Genomic DNA, 20,347 nt, shown 5'->3' with positions numbered 1-20,347 from the left:
TGCACGCCGCGCCGCCGGACGCGCCGGCCCTCCCCCCGGCCGGCGGCCGCGCCCGGCTCGCGCGCGCCGTCGCCCTGCTGGACGGCCTGGACGGCGCGCTCACCGGCCCCGTGGCGACCGTCCTCGCGGCACACCGCAGCCTGCCGCCCCAGATCGCGCCGGACCCGGACGGCCGCGGACCGGTCCCGGAGGGACTCGACCACGAGGGCGCGCCGGACCCGGACGACCGGGGATCGGTCCCTGGGAGGCTCGCCCACGGCGACTTCCATCTCGGGCAGGTCATCCGGTACCAGGGCGAGTGGCTGCTGATCGACGTGGACGACCTGGGCACCGGCGACCCGGCGTGGGACCTGGCCCGTCCCGCGGCCTGGTACGCGAGCGGCCTGCTGTCCCCCGGCCTGTGGGAGCGGTTCCTGTCGGCCTACCTCGGCGCGGCCGGGCCGGCCCTGCCCGCCGGTGATCCGTGGCGGGAACTCGACGTGCCGGCCCGCGCGTTGACCGTCCAGTTGGCGGCCACAGCCGTGGCGGCGGCGGGCGCGGAGGGCCGTCCTCTGGACGAAGTGGAACAGGCCCTCGTCTCCTCCTGCGGGAGGATCGCGCGCGCCGCGGCCCCGCAGTAGGGTCGCCCCCAGACCACCCTGAAGGAGACCGACTCCATGCGTTGCCCGAAGTGCAGCGGTACCATGCGGACCTACGACCGCAACGGCGTCCACATCGAGCAGTGTGAGAACTGCCGCGGCATCTTCCTCGACTACGGCGAGCTCGAGACCCTGTCGCGGGTCGAGGGCCAGTGGGCCCAGCAGCAGTACGCCGCTCCGCCGCCCCCGCACGGCGGTCCGGCCTGGGGCGCGCCGCACCACGGCCGCCACGGCCACCACCAGCGCAGCTGGGTCGGCATGCTGTTCTCCAGCTGAGCCGTAGCCTCGGCCGTCGCCGCGAGCCGCCGTCACGCCCGTGACGGCGGCTCGCGCGTATAGCGGACCGGACGAACGCACGACCAGACGGGACCCGCAGCCGGGCGGCCCCCGGCCATACGGGACCCGCGGTCCACGGGACCCGCGGTCAACCGGACCCGGCGGTCGAACGCAGGGGCGGTCCAACGGACGCGCGGTCCAACGCAGGGGCGGTCAGGCCGCCGGGGTCATCAGGTGGAGGGGCGGAAGACGAGCAGGGTGCGGGGTCGCTTGCCCAGCACCACGGGCCCGGGCGCGGTGAAGGTCTCCCCGTCGCGGGCCAGCCTGATCTCCCCGCGCGGGTCCCCCGGGGCGGCGACCCGCAAGGTGTCGGCCCGCCACTGGGTGTAGTGCCGCGACAGGCCCGCCCCGCCGCCGATCGTGCTCAGCATGGCCCGCAGGCGCGGCAGGCGCCCGGCGGCGGTCAGCATGCGGATGTCCAGCACGCCGTCCTCCAGCCGGTTCCTGCGCGTCGGCGCCACCCCGCGCGACTCGTAGGCGCAGTTGCCGGCGAACAGCAGCCACACCCTGCGCCTGACGCCGTCCACGACGAGCTCCAGCGGCCGGCGCTCGTGCATGAGCACGTCGGCCATGGCCAGCACCAGCGCCGGCCACTTGCCGATCTTGTTCTCCCATTCCTCCCTGCGGTCGACGACGAACGGGTAGATGCCGATGCTCGCGGTGTTGAGGAACACCCGTCCGGCGATCTCGCCGACGTCCACCGCCACCACCTGGCCCGATCGGTAGGCTGCGGCGGCCTCCTCGATGGTCTCGATGCCAAGGGTGCGGGCGAAGTGGTCGAACGTGCCGGCCGGCACCGGGAGCAGCGGGACACCGTGCTCCATCGCGGCCTGGGCTCCGCAGTTCATCGTGCCGTCCCCGCCGGCGACGGCCAGCACCCGGGCCCGCTTGGCGGCGTCCTTCAGCCGTTCCATCAGGTCCTCGCCGGGCTCGGTCTCGACGACCTCCGCCCGGGGCAGGGCCTTGCGCACGGCGGCGGCGGTGCACGGGTCGCGCCCGGCCCCGTTGTTCACCACGGCGACGACCCCCTCCCCCTCGGGGTCGAGGTCGTGCAGCGGGGCGGTGGTGGCGCCGCGGGCCTCGCCGATGACCGTCTGGCCGGGCCACAGGCGCTTGGTGACCAGCGCCGCCGTCACGCCGAGCGCCGTCCCGGCGAGCACGTCCCCCGGGTAGTGGACGCCGGTGTAGACGCGGGAGAAGCAGACGGCGCCCGCCGCGACCGCGACCGGCACCGCCACCCTGGCCGGCGCCTCCAGCGCCACGGCGGTGGCGAAGGCCGCCGCGGAGGCGGAGTGGCCCGAGGGGAAGGAGTGCGAGGAGGGGATCTTGCCGAGGCGGGCCAGCGGGAAGTCCACGATGGAGGGCCGGGCCCGGGCGAACGCCTGCTTGCCGAGCAGGTTGACGACGGGGCTGGCCAGGCTGATCGCCAGCAGCCCTCGCGTCGCGGCGCGGCGCATGCGCCTGCGGCCGGTCAGCGCCAGGCCGCCCGCGACGGCGGCCCACAGCAGGGAGTTGTCCGCGGCGCGCGACAGGCGCGGCAGGACGTGGTCGAAGCCGGGCAGGTGCGCGTCGGCGACCGATCTGAACAGGCGCCGGTCGAGGGCGCCGAGCCGCTTCCTGATGCCCGTACCGCTGGAGCTGGCGTTCCACATGCCTTCGTTAGTGCCCACACATGTCCAGCTCAGTCCCCCGTCCACCGGTCGCCCGCCGCACGGCGGCGCCGGACTCGCCGTCCCCCGCCCCACCGCCCGGCGCGGGAAAAGACCGCCCATGGCCGGGAGGGGATCGTGTTCGGCGGAGCCGGGGGTGGGGGCGTCAGCGGCCGGAGAGGGTGCGCGGCTCGGGGCCGGGGGCGCTGAGAGTGCGCGTGCCGAGTGCGGCTCGCAGGACCTCCTCGACGTCGAGTTCCAGCACGCGGGTGCGCTCGCCGACGGCGGCCTCCCGGGGGTGGACGCCCGCCTCGCCGAACGCCGCGCGGAAGAAGCGCTCCTCGCCGAGCAGGCGGCACAGGGTGACCACCCGGGCGTACAACGGTGGCGGCTCCTGCCGACCGGCCGGCGGGCGGCCTTCCCCGGGCGACCGTGGGCCGGCCGGCCGCGGTTGCGGATCACTGCTCAAGCGCGCACCTCCCGTTGACTCGGTGTGCCGCCATGGTGACACCTCGGGCGCGGGCGGCACGCCGGATGGCTCCCCCGGGAAGAGAAATCTTCTATCGAGAGTCACCGTGGTACCGCCGCGAGTAACGACGGCGGTGACGCGGCGGGCACCGGACCGGGGCGGGGATGCCGGGACCGATATCCGCCAGCGCCCCGCGGAGGGCTCCGGCACCGTGGACCCATGACCTCGAACGACGACATCGGCTCGGTGACCACCTCTCCCGCCGTCACGGCCACCGTTCCAGGCCAGGACGGCGGGGCGCGGTTCGGCGTCCGCGTCCTGGCGGCCGCGGCGCTCGCGCGGGCGCGTGCGGGACGGGACGCCTCGGGCAACCCTCCCGAGCGCGTCACCGCCGGGGGCGGGGAGCCGTTGCGCTGCTGCCTGCGCGACGCGGCCGCAGGCGAGGAACTGCTGCTGTTCGGTTACGAGCCGCCGATCCCGGCGAGCCCGTACCGCGAGATCGGCGCGGTGTTCGCCCACGCGCGTCCCTGCGCGGGCCCCGCCGCGCTCGACCGCTACCCGGCCGGCTGGTACGGCCGGCCACAGGTGCTGCGCGCCTACGACGCGCGGGGCTGGATCCATCCGGCCACCCGGGTCCACGACGGGAGCGACCCGGAGGCGGTGATCGCGCGCATGCTCGCCGAGCCGGAGGTCGTGGAGATCCACAGCCGCAACGTCGCCTACGGCTGCTACATGTTCACCCTCACCCGGCCGGACACCGCCGCCGGCGACGCCTGACGCGCCGGCCGCACACCCCGGCCATCTTCGCCGGCCGAACCCGACCGCCCGGCAGCCGCGCCCCCGGCGCCTTCGCCGACGAGGCCTGCTCGTCGGGCGGCGCAGGGTGGGGGCGGGGAGTCAGGCGGAGTGGTCGAAGGCCGAAAGGATGCGGTCGGCGGCCAGTGAGGGGGTGAGGGTGCCCTCCAGGACCTCGCGTTCGACCTCGGCGGTGACGGCGGCCACGGCGGGGTCCTCGGTGAGGCGGGAGAGCAGGCGGTCACGCACGAGCGTCCAGGTCCAGCCGACCTGCTGGCGGCGGCGCTTGGCGGCGAGCTCCCCGGAGGCCTCCAGCCGGTCCTGGTGGGCGACGATGTGCCGCCAGAGCTCACCCAGACCCGTGCCTTCCAGGGCGCTGCAGGTGAGCACGGGGGTCTGCCAGGTGCCGCCGCCGCCCCGCAGCAGCCGCAGCGCGCCGGACAGCTCGCGGGCGGCCTTGCGGGCGTCCATCTCGTGCGGGCCGTCGGCCTTGTTGACGGCGATGACGTCGGCCAGCTCCAGAACCCCCTTCTTGATGCCCTGGAGCTGGTCGCCGGTGCGGGCGAGGGTGAGCAGCAGGAAGGTGTCCACCATCTCTGCGACGGCCGTCTCTGACTGGCCGACGCCGACGGTCTCGACCAGCACCACGTCGAACCCGGCGGCCTCGACGACGACCATGGCCTCCCGGGTGGCCCTGGTGACCCCGCCGAGGGTGCCGGAGGTCGGCGAGGGCCGGATGTAGGCGTTCGGGTCGGCCGACAGCCGCGCCATGCGGGTCTTGTCGCCCAGGATGCTGCCGCCGGTGCGGGTGGAGGAGGGGTCCACGGCGAGCACGGCGACGCGGTGCCCCTCGCCGGTGAGGTGGACGCCGAGCGCGTCGATGAAGGTGGACTTGCCCACGCCGGGCACGCCGGTCACCCCGACGCGCCTGGCCTTGCCGGCCGGCGGCGTCAGCTCGACGAGCAGCCGCTGGGCCAGCGCCCGGTGGTCGGTCCGGGTGGACTCCACCAGCGTGATGGCGCGGGCGATCCACCCGACGGCGCCCGCGCGGACGCCCTGGACGTAGTCCTCCAGCGACGGCACCGCCCGGCCGCCCTCAGGTGGCATGCCCGAGCCGGCCGGACAGCTCGCGCAGCAGGTCCACGGCGGCGTCGGCGATGACCGTGCCCGGCGGGAAGATCGCGCTCGCCCCGGCCTCGCGCAACGCCGGGAAGTCGTCCGGGGGGATCACCCCGCCCACGACGATCATGATGTCGTCGCGGCCCAGGCCGGCCAGGCGCTCGCGCAGCTCGGGCACCAGCGCCAGGTGGCCGGCCGCCAGCGAGGAGACGCCGACGACGTGCACGTCCGCCTCGACGGCCTGGCGGGCCACCTCGGCCGGGGTCTGGAACAGCGGGCCCACGTCGACGTCGAAGCCCAGGTCGGCGAAGGCGGTGGCGATGACCTTCTGGCCGCGGTCGTGCCCGTCCTGGCCGATCTTGGCGACGAGGATGCGCGGCCGGCGGCCCTCCTCGCGCTCGAACGCGGCGCAGGCCGCGCGGGCCTTCTCGATGCCGGCGGCGTCGCCCGCCTCCTCGCGGTACACCCCTGAGATGGTACGGACCTGCCCGGCGTGCCGCCCGAAGACCTTCTCCAGGGCGTCGGAGATCTCCCCCACCGTGGCCTTGGCGCGCGCGGCCTCGACGGCCAGGGCGAGCAGGTTGCCGTCGGCCGCGGCGCCCCGGGTGAGGGCGTCCAGGGCGTCGCGGCAGGCCCGCTCGTCTCGCTCCTCGCGCAGGCGGCGCAGCTTGTCGATCTGCTGGGCGCGCACGGCGCTGTTGTCGACCTTCAGCACCTCGATGTCCTCATCGGTGCCGGTGCGGTACTTGTTGACGCCGATCACCGGCTGGCGCCCCGCGTCGATGCGCGCCTGGGTGCGGGCGGCGGCCTCCTCGATGCGCAGCTTGGGCAGGCCGGCGTCGATGGCCTTGGCCATGCCGCCGGCCCGCTCGACCTCCTGGATGTGGCCCCATGCGGCGCGGGCCAGATCGTAGGTGAGCCGCTCGACGTACGCGCTGCCGCCCCACGGGTCGATCACCCGGCAGGTGCCCGACTCCTGCTGCAGGAGCAGCTGGGTGTTGCGGGCGATGCGCGCGGAGAAGTCGGTGGGCAGCGCCAGCGCCTCGTCGAGGGCGTTGGTGTGGAGCGACTGGGTGTGGCCCTGGGTGGCGGCCATGGCCTCCACGCAGGTGCGCACGACGTTGTTGAAGACGTCCTGGGCGGTCAGCGACCAGCCGGAGGTCTGCGAGTGGGTGCGCAGCGACAGCGACTTGGGGTCGCGCGCGCCGAAGTCCTTGACCAAGGTCGCCCACAGGAGCCGGGCGGCGCGCAGCTTGGCGACCTCCATGAAGAAGTTCATGCCGATGCACCAGAAGAACGACAGGCGCGGCGCGAAGGCGTCGATGTCCAGCCCGGCGCCGACGCCGGCCCGGAGGTACTCCACCCCGTCGGCCAGGGTGTAGGCCAGCTCCAGGTCGCAGGTGGCCCCGGCCTCCTGGATGTGGTAGCCGGAGATCGAAATGGAGTTGAACTTCGGCATCCGCCGGGAGGTGTAGGCGAAGATGTCGGAGATGATCCGCATCGACGGACCCGGCGGGTAGATGTAGGTGTTGCGGACCATGAACTCTTTGAGGATGTCGTTCTGGATGGTCCCGGCGAGCTGCTCGGGGGCCACGCCCTGCTCCTCGGCCGCGACGATGTACAGCGCCAGCACCGGCAGCACCGCGCCGTTCATGGTCATGGACACGCTCATGCGGTCGAGCGGGATGCCGTCGAACAGCTGCCGCATGTCGTAGATCGAGTCGATGGCCACGCCGGCCATGCCGACGTCGCCGGCCACCCGCGGGTGGTCGGAGTCGTAGCCGCGGTGGGTGGCCAGGTCGAAGGCGACCGACAGGCCCTTCTGCCCGGCGGCCAGGTTGCGCCGGTAGAAGGCGTTGGACTGCTCGGCCGTGGAGAACCCGGCGTACTGCCTGATCGTCCACGGCTGGTTGACGTACATGGTCGGGTAGGGGCCGCGCAGGTACGGCGCCATGCCGGGGTAGGTGGACAGGAAGTCCAGGCCGGCGAGATCGTCGACGGTGTAGAGCGGCTTGACGCCGATGCCCTCGGGGGTGTCCCACACCAGGTCCGCGGGATCTTTGCCGACCTGGTCGCGCACGGCCTCGGCCCAGCGCGCGACCTCGCCGCGCGGGTCCGCGGATGATCGCTCGCCGGGGGCTCCGGCCGGCGTCAGCGGCGTCTGCGTGAAGTCGGGAATCACGGGGCGACCCCCAGGTCGTCGAAGGTGGTGCGGAGCACGTCGAGCACGTCGCAGCCGGCGTGCAGGACGGCGTCCACTCCCTCATAGTGGCCCTTCCCCGCCAGCCACACCTTCCTCGCCCCCGCCCCGGCCAGTGCGGCGGCGACCGCCTCGGCGTGCTCGGCGTACAGCCGGTCACTGGAGCACAGGCAGGCGACGGCGGAGCCGCTGCGGGCGAACTTCCCGGCGATCGCCGCCGGGTCGGTGCTCGCGCCGCCGGTGAGGGTGGCGATGCCGCCGGAGCGGAACAGGTTGGCGGCGAAGGAGGCCCGCGCGGTGTGCGCGGCCACCGGGCCGATGGTGGCGAGGAACACCAGCGGCCGCTCGCCGGCGCGGTCGGCGCGGTCGCGCAGCGCCTCGAACTCCTGCGCGTAGTGGACGCGGGGCAGGCCGCCGCCGGCCGGCTCGGGCGCGGGCTCGCGCACCGGGCGCCGCTCGTCCAGGTGGGGGAACTCGCTGACGCCGGTGATCGGCCGCACGCGGCGGGCGACGTCGCGGGAGCGGCGGGCCCAGGTGGCGGCCAGGCGCTCGGGGATCAGCCGTCCGAGCGCCGCCTCGGCGCCTCCGGCGCGCTCGATCTCCTGGAACCACTCCCACGCCTTGCCCGCCAGGTCGGCGGTGAGCCGCTCGGCGTACCAGGAGCCGCCGGCCGGGTCGGCGACGCGGGCGACGCCGGCCTCCTCGACCAGCAGCGACTGGGTGTTGCGCGCGATGCGCCGGGCGAAGGCGTCGGGCAGGCCGAGGCGGGCGTCGAAGGGCTGGACGGTGACGGCGTCCGCGCCGCCGACGCCGGCGGCGAAGCAGGCGAGGGTCGTGCGCAGCATGTTCACCCACGGGTCGCGTGCGGTCATCATCGCCGAGGAGGTGACCGCGTGCTGGAGCTGCCCGCCCAGGGCGGGCGCGCCGCACACCTCGGCGACGCGGGCCCAGAGCATGCGCGCGGCGCGGAACTTGGCGATGGTGAGGAACTGGTCGGCGGTGGCGGCGTACCGGAACTCGAGCTGCCCGAGCGCCTCCTCCAGCGTCAGGCCGCCGTCGGTGAGGGCGCGCAGGTAGGCGACGCCGGTGGCCAGGGAGCAGCCGAGCTCCTCGGCGTCGGAGCCGCCCGCGTCGTGGTAGGGCGTGGCGTCAACGGTGATCGCGCGCAGCGAGGGGACGTCCTTGGCCCGCCGGGCGAGGGCGACGGCCTCGGGCAGCGGCGCCGGCGTGCCCGTGCGGGCCCGCAGGCCGATCGGGTCGGCGCCGAGGTTGCCGCCCGCCGGGGCGGTGCCGCGCTCGTCGGCCAGGCGCAGGTAGACCTCGGCGGCCTCCGGGGTGGCGGCGCCGGCGTCAAGGACGACGGGGGCGAGGTCGAGGTAGACCCCGTCCAGCATCCGGGGCAGCGCGGAGGGGTGCGGGCCGCCCTCGCCGAGGACCAGCCACAGCGAGGTGACGCCGTTCTCCAGGTCGGCGAGCACGGCCTCGCGGGTGACCGCGGGGTCGGGGTGGGCGTGGCGCTGGCGCACGTCCCAGCCGGACAGCGCACCGCCGAGAGGGCGGGCGCCCCGCACGTAGGGGGCGAACCCTGGCAGGCCGGGATCGCCGGGCAGGTCGGAGGCGTCGTACAGCGGTCTGAGCGTCACCCCGTCGTAGGTCGTGTGCGCCAGCGCCTCCTCAGGGGAGTCGACCTCCGCGCCGGACCTGCGCAGCACTCCGACGGCCGCGCGCCGCCACTCCTCCCGGGTGCCGGGCGCGAAGCCCGCCCCCGGGCGGAACCCCTCATGCTCCACCGTCATGACATGGATCGTAATGCGCCCCGGTCATGACAGGAATCGGCGGTGGCGGGCCGCCGTGACACCGCCGGGACCCGCGCCACCGGGCGGGCTCAGGTGATGGGGGCCTCGAAGGAGGCGTCCCAGGTCTGCCTGCCGACGATGCCGTCGGCGTCGAGCTTCTGCTGCTTCTGGAAGTCCAGGCAGACCTGCCGGGAGGCCGGGCCGTAGGCGCCGTCGGCGTCGATGGTGAAGCCGCGCTTGTCCATCTGGGCCTGCCAGGTGCGCACGTCGTCGCCGTGCATGACCGGCGGGTACTTCAGCAGCCTGCCGGGCCACTGCGGGTGCTGCTCCGGGGGGTTCTGCGGGCCGGGTCCGCCGGCGCCGCCGGGGCGCGGGGCGCCCTTGCGCACCCACGCGTACAGCGGCTCGCCGGGGCAGTCGGTGGAGTACCCGTCGCGGTGCCCCTTGATCTCGGTGCCGGCCTTGCCCTGCTTGCGCAGGTATTCGATGGCGTCGACGATGCCCTCGAGCATGGCGTCGGGTGGCTGGACCAGGCCGCTGTTGCCCACCAGGCCGAGGACGGCGTAGTGGTCGCTGTTCAGGCCGGCGCCGTTGGCGGCGGGCAGGTGGTGGGGGCCGCGCCCGACGAAGACCTTGCGGTGGGGGCAGGCCACCATCGAGTACCCGATGTCGAGCCAGCCGTTGCCGTCCATGTGGAAGTTCTGGATGGACTTCACCATTGCGACGCATCCGGCGTGGTCGTTCACGATCGCGGGGTCGACCCGGCCGCCGGTGTAGTGCACCTTGACGCCACGATTCTCGGTCACCGTCGAATAGGAGCCGCGCGGGGCACGGGCGCCCCAGGCTTCGCGCGACACGAGGTCGATTGCCACAGACTTCTCTCCTGGTGGTGCGACGTGGGTGCGGACTCAGGGGCCACTGTCCACCAGGAGAGACGTCAAACCGTCTCCGAAGGGTTCCCAGCGCATCGAATCCGCACGGACACCCTAGCTACCGACACAACACCACATGGGGTGATTTACCAATTACGCATCGGAAGTCGATGGTTTCGGACAGGCGTACGGGAAAATCCGTGGACTCTGCCCACGGCAGGCCGGAATCATGAATATATGTCCGTTGTGGAGGAGGTCCGTTTCCCCGCCGCCGAAGCCTTGCCGATGAAGGTATGGCTCGACGACGGCGACTCGCCGGTCGATGTCATCGACGCGCTCGCGCTGTCCCCGTTCGCCACGGGGCACCAGCCGTGGGCGCGCACCGCCAACCTGGAGAGGGTGCGCCCCGACGCCCCGCTCATGCCCGCACGCGCCCGGCTCACCCGCTCCGCCAAGGAGGACGACGGCCGCGACTCGCGGCTGGCGTGCGGCGACGGCTGGACGCTGCGCGTCGTGCGGTTCCGCAACCGCACCGCCGTGCTCACCGTCACCGCCGTCAGCGACGAGTTGGCGCGCTCTGTGCTGGAAGAGTCCACCAAGGACGCCGTCGAGCCGCTGCCGCAGGACACCGACCACGTGGAGATGGGGTTCTGGTGGACGGGCGCCCACGGCCCGCGCCGCACGCAGCGGCCGATCAGCGCGCCGCGCTGGCCGGTGATCAAGGAGAACTACACCCGCGGGGCGGGCGAGTCGCTGGAGCGCCTGATGGCGGTCACCCCCACGGAGATCAACGGCCGGCTCATCCTCCTGCACGGGCCGCCGGGCACCGGCAAGACGACGGCCCTGCGCGCGCTGGCCAGGCAGTGGTCCGGCTGGTGCCAGGTGGACTGCGTGCTGGACCCCGAGCGGCTGTTCGCCGAGCCCGGCTACCTGATGGAGGTCGCCGTCGGGTACGACACCGACGACGACGACCACCGCTGGCGGCTGCTGGTGCTGGAGGACTGCGACGAGCTGATCCGCGCGGAGGCCAAGGAGGCCACCGGCCAGGGCCTGTCGCGGCTGCTCAACCTGACCGACGGCCTGCTCGGCCAGGGCAGGGACGTGCTGGTGGCGGTGACCACCAACGAGGACCTGGCCCGGCTGCATCCGGCGGTCGTGCGCCCCGGGCGGTGCCTGTCGCAGGTGGAGGCCGGCCGCATGTCGGCCGAGGAGGCCGCCGCCTGGCTCGGCGCCGCGGACGGCGTGCCGCGCTCGGGGGCGACGCTGGCCGAGCTGTACGCCCTGCGCTCCGGCCGCGCGCCCGCCGCGTCGGCGGCGCCGGCGGAGTCCACCGGCCTGTACCTGTGACCCTTCTGGGCGGGCGCCTCAGGCGCCCGCCCAGAAGGGCCCGACGAGGCCGAGCTCCTGGAACAGCGCTCGCGCCTCGTCGGGCGTGCGCCGGCGGTACTCCCTGGTGAGCCGGCCGGCGTACCAGCGGGTGGCCAGCAGCCACAGCGTGCGCATGTCGAGGATCGCGCCGCGCGGGCGGCGGTTCTGGCGCAGCCACCGCCCGACGTGCTCCTCCGAGCAGAACAGCGCCTGGTGCGCGCAGGTGTAGACCACGTCGTCCCACATGCGCGGGATGGGGACCAGGAAGTGGGCGACCAGGTCGACTGCCGGGTGCTCGTCGGGGCACACGTCCACGGCCAGCGCCCTGCCGCAGCCCGGGCAGTGCGTCGCCACCAGGCACTCGCGGCCGACCAGCGCGGGGATGGCGAAGGAGTCCCAGGCGCAGCCGCCCCACCACTTCACCCGGCCGTCGGTGACGACGAAGCCGAGGGACACGGCCGACCACGGGTGGGCCATGAGGATGCCGCGCCGGTCGGCGTCCAGGACGATCAGATGGCCGTCGTGCAGCGCCCTGAGCGCCTCCAGCGCCACGGGCACCTCCACTCCGAACTCCCCGGCGACGTCCTGCGGGCGCGGCGGCTCCCCCCGCTCGGCGAACCACCGGTAGACGAACATCCGCACGTCGGCAAGATCGCGCATGGAACCGACCTACCCGCTCCGACCGGCCCCGATGCCACCCGGCCGGCCTAAAGGCCACCGGACCACAGCGCGGCGGCCCGTACATAGGCCTCATGGACGTCGTCCCCGAACCTCGGCGAGTAGACCCGGTCGAACCGCCGGTTGCCGTCGGCGTCGGCGTATCCGGCGACGACGCCCGCCACGTACCCCAGGCCTTTCCCGTTGTCGTACCGGATCAGCAGGGGTCCGCCGTCGGCGCCGGGAGTGAACGGACAGGACAGCACATCTCCCCCCGGGTTCCCGCCGGAGGAGGAGGCGGCCCGGATGGTGGCGGCACACCACTTGGGCGTCACGCCCGTGTAGCCGCGGTCGCCGTCGGGATGCGCCCCCGCCGGGTACCCGAAGGCGTACGCCGAACTGTCGCCGTCGAGGTTCCAGGCCAGCCCTTGGGCGCCCACGGTGTCCCCGAGCCGTTCGCCGGTCGTGCCGTTGTACACGGCCACGAAGGCGACGTCGTGCGCCTGATCCCCCGAACGCAGGAAACGCGTGTCCACCGAGGCCGCCTTGCCGACGTAGAGGCCGTAGGGCTTCTTGCCCTGGTAGGAGCCCGGGATGAATGCCCAGCCCTCACGCGTGCGCCCGGTCGCCGGGTCGTAGACGCAGTGGGCGGCCGTGAGGACCATGTTGCGGTACTTGGACTGCACCGAGGTGGCGGAACACCAGTGCCGCTCGGCACCCACCCGGAAGAAGACCTTGCCGAGGGTTTTCGGGAACCGCACCTCGCCCGCCTTGTCGCGCAGCGGCGGCGCCACCTCCAGGCCCGTCTTGTAGGGGCGCACGCTCGGCGCGTAGGCGAAGTACGTGGCGGTCCTGAGCGCCGGGTCGGTCCACTCGGCCACCACGTCACGCCCCGCCTCCGTGGTGGCCGCCAGCGCGAGGGTCCCCTTGGGCAGGTCGGAGGCGGAGGAGTGGGAGGGCGAACCGCCCGGGGAGGGGGTGGAGGAGGCGTGGCCGGCCGAGGTCGTGGTGGCCGGGCCGGGAGTCCCCGCGGTGGAGAGCATCCCGGGCAGCACCGCCCACGCGGCCACCGCGGTCGCGGCGAGGGCCGCTCCGGACGTCAGCAGCACCGGCAGGCGTCGTCCCGGGCGGCCCCGCGCCGTCACCGCGGGCGGCGGCGCCACGCCATGCCTGTGCCGGGCCGTCACGCGCCGGCCGGCACCCTCGGCCCCGCCGTCCACGGCCGTGCGCGTCTCCGAGGTCCGGCCGGACCCCCCGGTCCACCCGCCGTCGTCGGGCGACCCGCTCTCCGCGGGCGGGCGGCTGTTCCCGGACGGGCCGGGCTCCCGATTGCCTGACGCCCCAGGCGGCCGCGTGGCGCCGTCGTCGCTTCGCGCACGGAGTCTCGGGCTGCGGGCGACGTGGAGGGGGCCCTCGATGTCGCCGCGCATCTTGGGCGTCTGCTGCGGGAAGCCGGCGCGGACCCGGTCGTAGACGTAGTCGTACAGCTCCCCGACGTCCACGTAGCCGTCGCCGTCCCGGTCGGCCTCGCCGCTGCGCAGCCCGTGGATGAGCGCCTCGGAGAAGACCGACGAGGCGCCGCCGGCCAGGCGCGTGACGCCTGCCGGCCCGATGCCGTCGTCCACCTCGAAGGCGTACTCCAGCTCGGAGGTGGCCGTGAGCACGACCCGCCCCCGCCCGGACAGGCGCTCGACCACGTCCACCGGGGCCGCGCCGCGGTGCCGCGTGCCGAAGGGGAACGCGCCGGAGTAACAGCAGTCCAGCGCGACGACGATGCGGCGCGAGCGCGATCGGTGCATCTGGGCGCGCACGAACTCGGCGGCGACCGACGTGGAGGCCATACGGGTTCTGAGCGAGTCGCGGGCGGCGAAGGACAGCACCCCGAAGTCGTCTTTGTACCCGTGACCGGACAGATACAGGAACAGCAGGTCGTCGTGTCCCCGGCCGGCGAAGAAGTTTTCGACGGCCAGGTGCAGTTCCCCGGCCGGCCGGTTGTGCAGGACGCGCACGGCGTAGCCGCCGATCAGCGGGTCCGCCAGCACCGCGGCGAGCGCTGCGGCGTCGCTGCCGGGCGTGCGCAGGTGGCCGAAGGCCGGGTCGTCGTAGTGGTCGGTGGCGATGAGGAGCGCGTACGCGCGGGTCCCGCCGGACGGGCTAACCACGCCGGTCCCGCTCCCGTCCGGCCTCCAGCGCGTCCGGCTTCGCCTCCGCCGCGTCCTTCCCCGCCTCCGCCGCGCGCCGCGTGGTCTCCGCGTCCATCGCGAGCAGCATGGCGTCGATGATCCGCCGCTGCTGCTCGGCGGTGAGGCCGGTGACCTCCAGCGACCGGTCGCCGTCGCTGATCTTCGCCTGCCGGCCGGCGTCACGCGTGGTCCATTCGCGGACGGCCTGCACCACCGCGACCAGGACGGCCGAGTTGGCCAGGGTCACGACCAGTGTGCCGATGAGGGACCCGTCGCCCTTGGCCCCCGCGGGCGCCCGCCCGGCCGGAAAGGCCACGTCCTCCACGGGAAGCTCCAGCAGGTGCGCCCGCAGGCGCGAGGCGGCCTCGTACACCTCCTGATCGTCCGCCCCCGCCATCAGCAGGTCCACGAAAATGGCATGCAAAATCGAACTCCCTATCACATGCCCCCGAATCACATCAAACCGACTAAAAGTAATGACGGCGCCATAGAGTCAAATAAGCAGATAAACCGTCCTCTTTGCCTCCCTTGTCGCGCCGCGACACCGTAATGGACGGCCGAGAACGGAGTGAGGTTGCCAAGCGGCCCGCACCGCCGGGCGGCTGGGCTCGCGGCGAGGTGTCAGATACGTAAACCATCCGATGCGCCGCACTGCGGGCGAAACCACAATCGACAGCGTGGTCAAGCCGTCCGCCGACACGCTCCCCGTGGCCTTCCACCGATGGACCGACGTGGTCCCCTCGGAGAGCGGCGTCACGTCCTACCTCGACCCCTTCGGCGGTTCGGCCACCGCGTGGCCCTACCGCCGCTGGACCTCCGAGGAGCGCGAGATCGGCTTCCCGGCGACCGAGCTGGTGCCCTCGTGGACGGCCGCCGCGCCGCCGGGCTCCTGGCTGCGCGTCGAGCTGCGGGCGCGCACCGTCACCGGCGGCCTCACCAAGTGGTACGACATGGGGCGCTGGGCCGAGGGCGGCGGCGACATCCACCGCACCTCGCTGCCCGGCCAGGGCGACGAGGACGGCGACGTCGCCGTCGACACCTTCGTCGCCCGGCGGCCCGTCTCGAGCTACCGGCTGCGCGTCACGCTGCACGGCCCCGGGGCGGCGGTGCGCTCGGTCGGGGTGATGGCCTCGGCGCTGCCCACGCGCGCCGGCGTCCCGCCCAGCGTGCCCGGCCCCGCGGCCGGCGTCGAGCTGAGCGTGCCGCCGCGCTCGCAGCGCCTGCACGCCGGCCACTACCCCGAGTGGGGCGGCGGCGGCGAGGCGTGGTGCAGCCCGGCCTCGACGACGATGGTGCTGCAATACTGGGGACGCGGGCCCAGCACCGACGACCTGCTGTTCGTCGATCCCGGCGACCCATGTCCCGCCGTGGACCACGCGGCGCGCGACATGTACGACCACAGCTACCAGGGCACCGGCAACTGGCCGTTCGGCGTCGCCTACGCCGGGCGGTACGGGCTCGCGGGGTTCGTCACCCGCCTGCGCTCGCTCACCGAGGTCGAACGCCTCGTCGCGGCCGGCATCCCGGTGATCACCTCCCAGTCGTTCAAGGAGCACGAGCTTCCGGGGTCGGGCTACTCCACGCGCGGCCACCTGATGGTCGTCACCGGGTTCACCGCCGATGGTGACGTCATCGCCAACGACCCGGCCGGCGCCTCCGACGACACGGTCAAGAGAACCTATCCGCGGGCCGCGTTCGAGAACGTGTGGTTACGGACCACGAGCAGCGGGGGAATCGTCCATGTCGTCCACCCGCACGACATTCCGCTCCCATCCTCGGAGGGCAACTGGTGATCCGGTCTCCCATCACTGCCGTTGACGTCGCACGTGTCGACGCCCGCCCGTTCTGGGTGGAGATCGTGCCCACCGCCGGCGGTGAGGAGGTCTGGTGGGACGAGCCGCGCCCGGCCGAGGGCGGGCGGCGCTGCGTCGTCCGGCGCGGCCCGGACGGCGAGATCCACGACGTCCTGCCGCCGGGCTGGAACGCCCGCAACCGGGTGATCGAGTACGGCGGCCGCTCCTGGCGTCCGCTGCCCGGCGGCGGCCTGGTCTTCACCAACTGGCAGGACCAGCGGCTGTACCTCCTGCGGCCCGGCGCCGGCCCCGTGCCGCTCACCCCTCCCGGCCCGTCGCGCTACGCCGACCTCGTCGTGTACGGCGAGGAGGTGTGGTGCGTGCGCGAGACCGAGGACGAGCGCGACCTGGTCGCCGTCCCGCTGGAGGGCGGGCCCGCGCGCGTGGTGGTCAAGGCGCAGCACTTCATCTTTAACCCGCGGGTCTCTCCCGGCGGCGGCCAGATCGCCTGGATCGGCTACGACCACCCCGCCATGCCCTGGGACGGCACCTCGCTGTGCGTGGCCCCGCTGCGGGAGGACGGCACCGCCGGGCCCCACCGCGTGGTGGCCGGCGGGCCCGAGGAGGCGGTGGCGCAGGCCGAGTGGCGTGACGACGGCGCCCTGTACGCCGTGACCGACCCGACCGGCTGGTGGAACCTCCACCTGGTCACGCTGGACGGCGCCCCGCCGCGCAACCTCACCCCGCTGCCGCAGGAGTTCGGCGACGCGGCCTGGAAGCTCGGCTACCAGTGGTTCACCCTGGCCGGCGACCGCGTCGTGACCGTGCACGGCACCGCCGACGGCAAGCGGCTGGGCGTGCTGGACCCGGCCACCGGCGAGATCGCCGACGTGGGCGGCTCCTACACCTATTGGGCGCCGGCGCTGTCGGCCTCCCCGGCCGGCGACGCCGTAGTCGCGGTCGGCGGGTCCCCGCTCAGGCCGTTCGAGGTGGTCCGCGTCGAGCTGTCCACCGGGGCCCACGAGGTGCTGTCGCGTGCCAAGGAGCTGCCCGACCCGGCGGTGCTGCCGGTGCCGCGCGCGATGGAGTTCGACGGCGTTCACGCCCACGTGTACCCGCCCGCCGGCGCCGTGGAGGGCGTCGCCTCGCCGTACGTGATGTTCGTCCACGGCGGCCCCACCGGGTCCAGCCCGATGGTGTTCGACCTGGAGATCGCCTACTTCACCAGCAGGGGAATCGGCGTCGCCGAGGTCAACTACGGCGGCTCCACCGGGTACGGCCGGGCCTACCGCGAGCGGCTGCGTCACAACTGGGGCATCGTGGACGTACGCGACAGCGAGACCGTCGCCCGCGGCCTGATCGCCGCCGGGCTGGCCGATGCCGGGCGGGTGGCGATCAGGGGCGGCAGCGCGGGCGGGTGGACGTCGGTGGCCGCGCTGGTGCACAGCGACGTCTTCCGCGGCGCGGTGGCCCACTACGCGATCACCGATCCCGAGGGCTGGGCGCGGGAGACCCACGACTTCGAGTCGCGCTACCTCGACGGGCTCATCGGCCCGCTGCCCGAGACCCGGCAGCGCTACCTCGACCGCTCCCCCACCCTGCACGCCGCCCGCGCCTCCGGGCCCGCCCTGCTCATGCACGGCCTGGAGGACGCCATCGTCGACCCCGGCCAGGCCGAGCGCTTCATCGCCGCGCTGGACGAGCACGGCGGGCGGTGGGCGTATCTCACCTTCCCCGGGGAACAGCACGGCTGGCGGCGGGAGGAGACCATCGTCGCGGCGCTGGAGGCCGAGCTGGCGTTCTACGGGCTCATCTTCGGGTTCCCCACCGACGAGGTGCCGCCGCTGGCACTGAAAGGAAGAACGTGAGCGAGGCCAGGACGACCGGAGCGCACAGGGCACGGGCGAACGGGGCGGGGCCGACCGGCCCGGGCTCGGACGGCGCGGACGGCGCGACCGGCGTCGCGGGCATCTGCTCCGATCTGCTCAGGATCGACACCACCAACGACGGCACGCCCGGCGGCTCGGGCGAGCGCCAGGCCGCCGAGTACGTGGCCGGGCTGCTGTCGGAGGCCGGCGTCGAGCCGACGGTGTTCGAGTCGGCGCCCCGGCGCACCAGCGTGGTGGCGCGCATCCCCGGCGACAGCCCCGACGCGCTGCTCATCCACGGGCATCTGGACGTCGTCCCGGCCGACCCGGCCGAGTGGCGCACGCACCCGTTCTCCGGCGAGATCGCCGACGGGTGCGTCAACGGGCGCGGCGCGGTCGACATGAAGGGCTCGCTGTCGATGACGCTGGCGCTGGTGCGCGAGTGGGTACGGCGCGGCGCGCGGCCGAAGCGTGACATCGTGCTGGCGTTCCTGGCCGACGAGGAGGCCACCGGCGAGTACGGCGCCGGGTACGCCGTCACCCGGCACCGCGACCTGTTCGAGGGCTGCACCGAGGCCATCAGCGAGTCCGGCGGCTTCAGCGTGACCGGCCCCCACGGAGGGCGGGTCTACCCGGTGGCGGTCGGCGAGCGCGGCACGGCGTGGATGAAGGTCACCGCGCACGGCGTGGCCGGGCACGGCTCCAAGCCGCCGGTGGACAACCCGGTGGCCGAGCTGTGCCGGGCGCTCGCCCGCCTGGCCGACCACCGGTGGCCGGTGCGCCTCACCCCGGCCGTCGCCAGGCTGATCGGCGACCTGGGCAAGGCGCTCGGGACGAGCATCGACCTCGACCGGCTGGACGAGGAGGCCGAGCGGCTCGGCCGGGCCGGCACCCTGTTCAAGGGCGTGATCCGCAACTCGGCGAACCCCACCATGCTGGAGGCCGGCTACAAGGTCAACGTGATCCCCGGCACGGCCGAGGCGCACGTGGACGGCAGGTTCCTGCCCGGGTTCCGCGAGGAGTTCCTCGAGACGGTCGACCGGCTGCTCGGGCCCAAGGTCACCCGGGAGTTCGTCAGCTTCGGCGACGGAGTGGCCTCGCCCACCGAGGGGCTGTTCGACGAGCTGTGCGGGGCGCTGCTGGCCGAGGACCCCGAGGGGCGGCCGGTGCCGTACGTCATGACCGGGGGCACCGACGCCAAGTCCTTCGCCACGATCGGTATCCGCGGGTACGGCTTCGCGCCGCTGATGCTGGACCCGGGGCTGGACTACTTCGGCATGTTCCACGGCGTGGACGAGCGGGTGCCGGTCGCCGGGCTGGAGTTCGGCGTCCGCGTGCTGGACCGCCTGCTCACCTCTCCCGCCGCCTGAGCCGTCCTGCTCGAAATGGACTAATCCCGACATTACGGGGGAATACTCCAAGCGAGATTTCCCGTAATGTCGGACATGTAGAACAAGGCGCGTTCTGTGCACGACGTGCCATCGGAAACAGGCCGAACCTCTCGCACACCTCGCGCCGGAAACGCCCGCCGCCCCTTCTCTCAGGCGGATCGGGCGGCGTGAGACCTCCATCCCTTCCACCGCCGCACCCTCCGGCATGCGCGCATTCACCGGCGCTCACCGAGACACGTGGCGGTCCTCACCGTTGATCGGACGACGCGCGGATACGTTTGCTGCAGATCCACATCGGACGGGAGCACACGATGGGCCTTCATCGACATGGGCGGGCGTCGCTCCGCCTTGCTCTTGCGGCCGCCCTCGGCTTCGCCTCGACCGGCGCCGCCTCCCCCGCCACCGCCTCCCCCGCCACCACCTCCCCCGCCACCACCTCATCCTCCGGCCCCGCCTCGCCCTCCGGCGCCGTGGCGGCCGCCCCGGTCCAGGCCCCGGCGCCGGCCGTCCAGTTCCACACCGCGGACCTCGCCGCCTTCGCGCGCATCCGGCGCGCCCAGGAGGACGCCTGGGCGCGCGGCGACGGCAGGGCGTACGCGGCGCCCTACGCGCCCGACGCCGACCTGATCAACATCCTCGGCGAGAACCTGCACGGCCGCCAGGGCATCGCGGTGGCCCTCCAGCGCTACTTCCAGGGGGCGCTGCGTCACACGCGCGTGCTCGTCAACCAGGAGCGGGTGCGGTTCGTGTCACCGGCCATGGCCGTCATCATCCGCCAGGGCTGCGTGCTCTACGGCGCCGAGAAGGCCTGCCGCCCCGACACCCTGTCGATCAACACCAGCGTCGCGGTCAAGCAGGCCGGCCGATGGCAGATCACCTCCTTCCAGAACACCCTGGTCAGCCCGGCCGCACGAGAGCGGTTCCCGGCCAAGCCGCCTCCCTCCGGCTGACGGCGCGCCACCGGGCGGGCGTCCCTCCCCCCGTCCCGGACGGACGGACGCGCGCCGCCACGCGACGGCCCGAGCGGACAGGACATCCCTCGGGACCGGTGGATCGACGCGCACGGACGGCGCACGTACGCGCACCGGCGCGCGGCGGCCGAGCAGGACCAGGCGGCACCGGACAGGAGGACAGCAGGTGTGAGGGCCTACCCCCGCAGGTGGGCGCCGGTGGCCGCCGCCGCCGCGCTGGCGGCCGGCGGCTCGGCGGCGGC

17 protein-coding genes are annotated in these 20,347 nt (G+C 74.1%); 8 read left to right on the top strand and 9 right to left on the bottom strand.

From position 1 onward, the window contains the following. Together ACWEN6_RS40195 and ACWEN6_RS40190 are read left to right on the top strand one after the other, a co-directional pair. A partial coding sequence (locus tag ACWEN6_RS40195; RefSeq protein WP_452577406.1) for a phosphotransferase family protein occupies window positions 1–620 on the top strand: 620 nt, incomplete at its 5' end. 36 nt (window positions 621–656) lie between these two features. Beyond that, window positions 657–914, top strand: a complete 258-nt coding sequence (locus tag ACWEN6_RS40190; RefSeq protein ID WP_354836285.1) for a TFIIB-type zinc ribbon-containing protein — start codon at window positions 657–659, stop codon at window positions 912–914. A 230-nt stretch (window positions 915–1,144) separates the two neighbouring features. Here ACWEN6_RS40190 and ACWEN6_RS40185 read toward each other — a convergent pair whose 3' ends face one another. Together ACWEN6_RS40185 and ACWEN6_RS40180 are read right to left on the bottom strand one after the other, a co-directional pair. Beyond that, window positions 1,145–2,644, bottom strand: coding sequence for a bifunctional phosphatase PAP2/diacylglycerol kinase family protein (locus tag ACWEN6_RS40185; RefSeq protein ID WP_380826576.1), 1,500 nt, complete (start codon window positions 2,642–2,644; stop codon window positions 1,145–1,147). Between the two features lie 145 nt (window positions 2,645–2,789). Further along, entirely contained in the window at window positions 2,790–3,005 is a 216-nt protein-coding gene (locus ACWEN6_RS40180; RefSeq protein ID WP_452577404.1) for a hypothetical protein, read from the bottom strand. A 306-nt stretch (window positions 3,006–3,311) separates the two neighbouring features. Between ACWEN6_RS40180 and ACWEN6_RS40175 the strand changes: the two genes are divergently transcribed. Continuing rightward, window positions 3,312–3,869 carry a DUF1203 domain-containing protein gene (locus ACWEN6_RS40175; protein WP_452577403.1) on the top strand — a complete coding sequence of 186 codons (558 nt, stop codon included), beginning with the start codon at window positions 3,312–3,314 and terminating at the stop codon, window positions 3,867–3,869. A gap of 120 nt (window positions 3,870–3,989) precedes the next feature. On the opposite strand, the gene meaB is transcribed toward ACWEN6_RS40175, so the two are convergent. The 4 genes from meaB to ACWEN6_RS40155 form a co-directional block, all read right to left on the bottom strand. Beyond that, on the bottom strand, window positions 3,990–4,994 hold the full coding sequence (gene meaB, locus ACWEN6_RS40170; RefSeq protein ID WP_452577402.1) for a methylmalonyl Co-A mutase-associated GTPase MeaB: 1,005 nt from the start codon (window positions 4,992–4,994) through the stop codon (window positions 3,990–3,992). Then, window positions 4,984–7,188 (bottom strand): methylmalonyl-CoA mutase, encoded by a 2,205-nt coding sequence (gene scpA / locus ACWEN6_RS40165; RefSeq protein ID WP_452577400.1) that lies wholly within the window; start codon window positions 7,186–7,188, stop codon window positions 4,984–4,986. Before scpA ends, meaB begins: the two co-directional genes overlap by 11 nt. Beyond that, complete coding sequence (locus tag ACWEN6_RS40160; protein WP_452577398.1) at window positions 7,185–9,002, bottom strand: methylmalonyl-CoA mutase subunit beta; 1,818 nt, start codon at window positions 9,000–9,002, stop codon at window positions 7,185–7,187. Before ACWEN6_RS40160 ends, scpA begins: the two co-directional genes overlap by 4 nt. A gap of 89 nt (window positions 9,003–9,091) precedes the next feature. Next, complete coding sequence (locus ACWEN6_RS40155; RefSeq protein ID WP_452577397.1) at window positions 9,092–9,874, bottom strand: peptidoglycan recognition protein family protein; 783 nt, start codon at window positions 9,872–9,874, stop codon at window positions 9,092–9,094. A 237-nt stretch (window positions 9,875–10,111) separates the two neighbouring features. Between ACWEN6_RS40155 and ACWEN6_RS40150 the strand changes: the two genes are divergently transcribed. Then, window positions 10,112–11,221, top strand: coding sequence for a DUF5925 domain-containing protein (locus ACWEN6_RS40150; protein WP_452577395.1), 1,110 nt, complete (start codon window positions 10,112–10,114; stop codon window positions 11,219–11,221). Between the two features lie 18 nt (window positions 11,222–11,239). Here ACWEN6_RS40150 and merB read toward each other — a convergent pair whose 3' ends face one another. Genes merB through ACWEN6_RS40135 form a run of 3 tightly spaced genes read right to left on the bottom strand, consistent with a single transcriptional unit; the run spans window position 11,240 to window position 14,506 of the window. Continuing rightward, window positions 11,240–11,902, bottom strand: a complete 663-nt coding sequence (gene merB, locus ACWEN6_RS40145; RefSeq protein ID WP_452577394.1) for an organomercurial lyase — start codon at window positions 11,900–11,902, stop codon at window positions 11,240–11,242. A 47-nt stretch (window positions 11,903–11,949) separates the two neighbouring features. Further along, entirely contained in the window at window positions 11,950–14,061 is a 2,112-nt protein-coding gene (locus ACWEN6_RS40140) for a caspase, EACC1-associated type (RefSeq protein ID WP_452577393.1), read from the bottom strand. Next, on the bottom strand, window positions 14,054–14,506 hold the full coding sequence (locus ACWEN6_RS40135; RefSeq protein ID WP_452577392.1) for a hypothetical protein: 453 nt from the start codon (window positions 14,504–14,506) through the stop codon (window positions 14,054–14,056). The genes ACWEN6_RS40140 and ACWEN6_RS40135 overlap by 8 nt, the downstream gene beginning before the upstream one ends. Before the next feature lie 253 nt (window positions 14,507–14,759). Here ACWEN6_RS40135 and ACWEN6_RS40130 point away from each other — a divergent pair, with 253 nt between their 5' ends. From ACWEN6_RS40130 to ACWEN6_RS40115, 4 genes are all read left to right on the top strand, one after another. Then, entirely contained in the window at window positions 14,760–15,875 is a 1,116-nt protein-coding gene (locus ACWEN6_RS40130) for a C39 family peptidase (protein WP_452577390.1), read from the top strand. Beyond that, window positions 15,872–17,743 (top strand): prolyl oligopeptidase family serine peptidase, encoded by a 1,872-nt coding sequence (locus ACWEN6_RS40125; RefSeq protein ID WP_452577388.1) that lies wholly within the window; start codon window positions 15,872–15,874, stop codon window positions 17,741–17,743. Before ACWEN6_RS40130 ends, ACWEN6_RS40125 begins: the two co-directional genes overlap by 4 nt. Further along, window positions 17,740–19,113 carry a M20/M25/M40 family metallo-hydrolase gene (locus ACWEN6_RS40120; protein WP_452577387.1) on the top strand — a complete coding sequence of 458 codons (1,374 nt, stop codon included), beginning with the start codon at window positions 17,740–17,742 and terminating at the stop codon, window positions 19,111–19,113. Before ACWEN6_RS40125 ends, ACWEN6_RS40120 begins: the two co-directional genes overlap by 4 nt. A 332-nt stretch (window positions 19,114–19,445) precedes the next feature. Beyond that, a complete protein-coding gene (locus tag ACWEN6_RS40115; protein ID WP_452577385.1) occupies window positions 19,446–20,084 on the top strand; it encodes an SgcJ/EcaC family oxidoreductase in 639 nt (212 codons plus the stop codon). Window positions 20,085–20,347 lie beyond the last annotated feature (263 nt).

This window comes from Sphaerisporangium sp. NPDC004334 (assembly GCF_053602655.1).
This window is presented reverse-complemented; position numbering and strand designations above follow the sequence as displayed.

Coding starts and splice junctions, on each gene's coding strand:
- ACWEN6_RS40150 (WP_452577395.1), top strand. CDS start 10,112: ATGTCCGTTGTGGAGGAGGTCCGTTTCCCCGCCGCCGAAGCCTTGCCG.
- ACWEN6_RS40115 (WP_452577385.1), top strand. CDS start 19,446: ATGGGCCTTCATCGACATGGGCGGGCGTCGCTCCGCCTTGCTCTTGCG.
- ACWEN6_RS40190 (WP_354836285.1), top strand. CDS start 657: ATGCGTTGCCCGAAGTGCAGCGGTACCATGCGGACCTACGACCGCAAC.
- ACWEN6_RS40175 (WP_452577403.1), top strand. CDS start 3,312: ATGACCTCGAACGACGACATCGGCTCGGTGACCACCTCTCCCGCCGTC.
- ACWEN6_RS40160 (WP_452577398.1), bottom strand. CDS start 9,002: ATGACGGTGGAGCATGAGGGGTTCCGCCCGGGGGCGGGCTTCGCGCCC.
- meaB (WP_452577402.1), bottom strand. CDS start 4,994: ATGCCACCTGAGGGCGGCCGGGCGGTGCCGTCGCTGGAGGACTACGTC.
- merB (WP_452577394.1), bottom strand. CDS start 11,902: ATGCGCGATCTTGCCGACGTGCGGATGTTCGTCTACCGGTGGTTCGCC.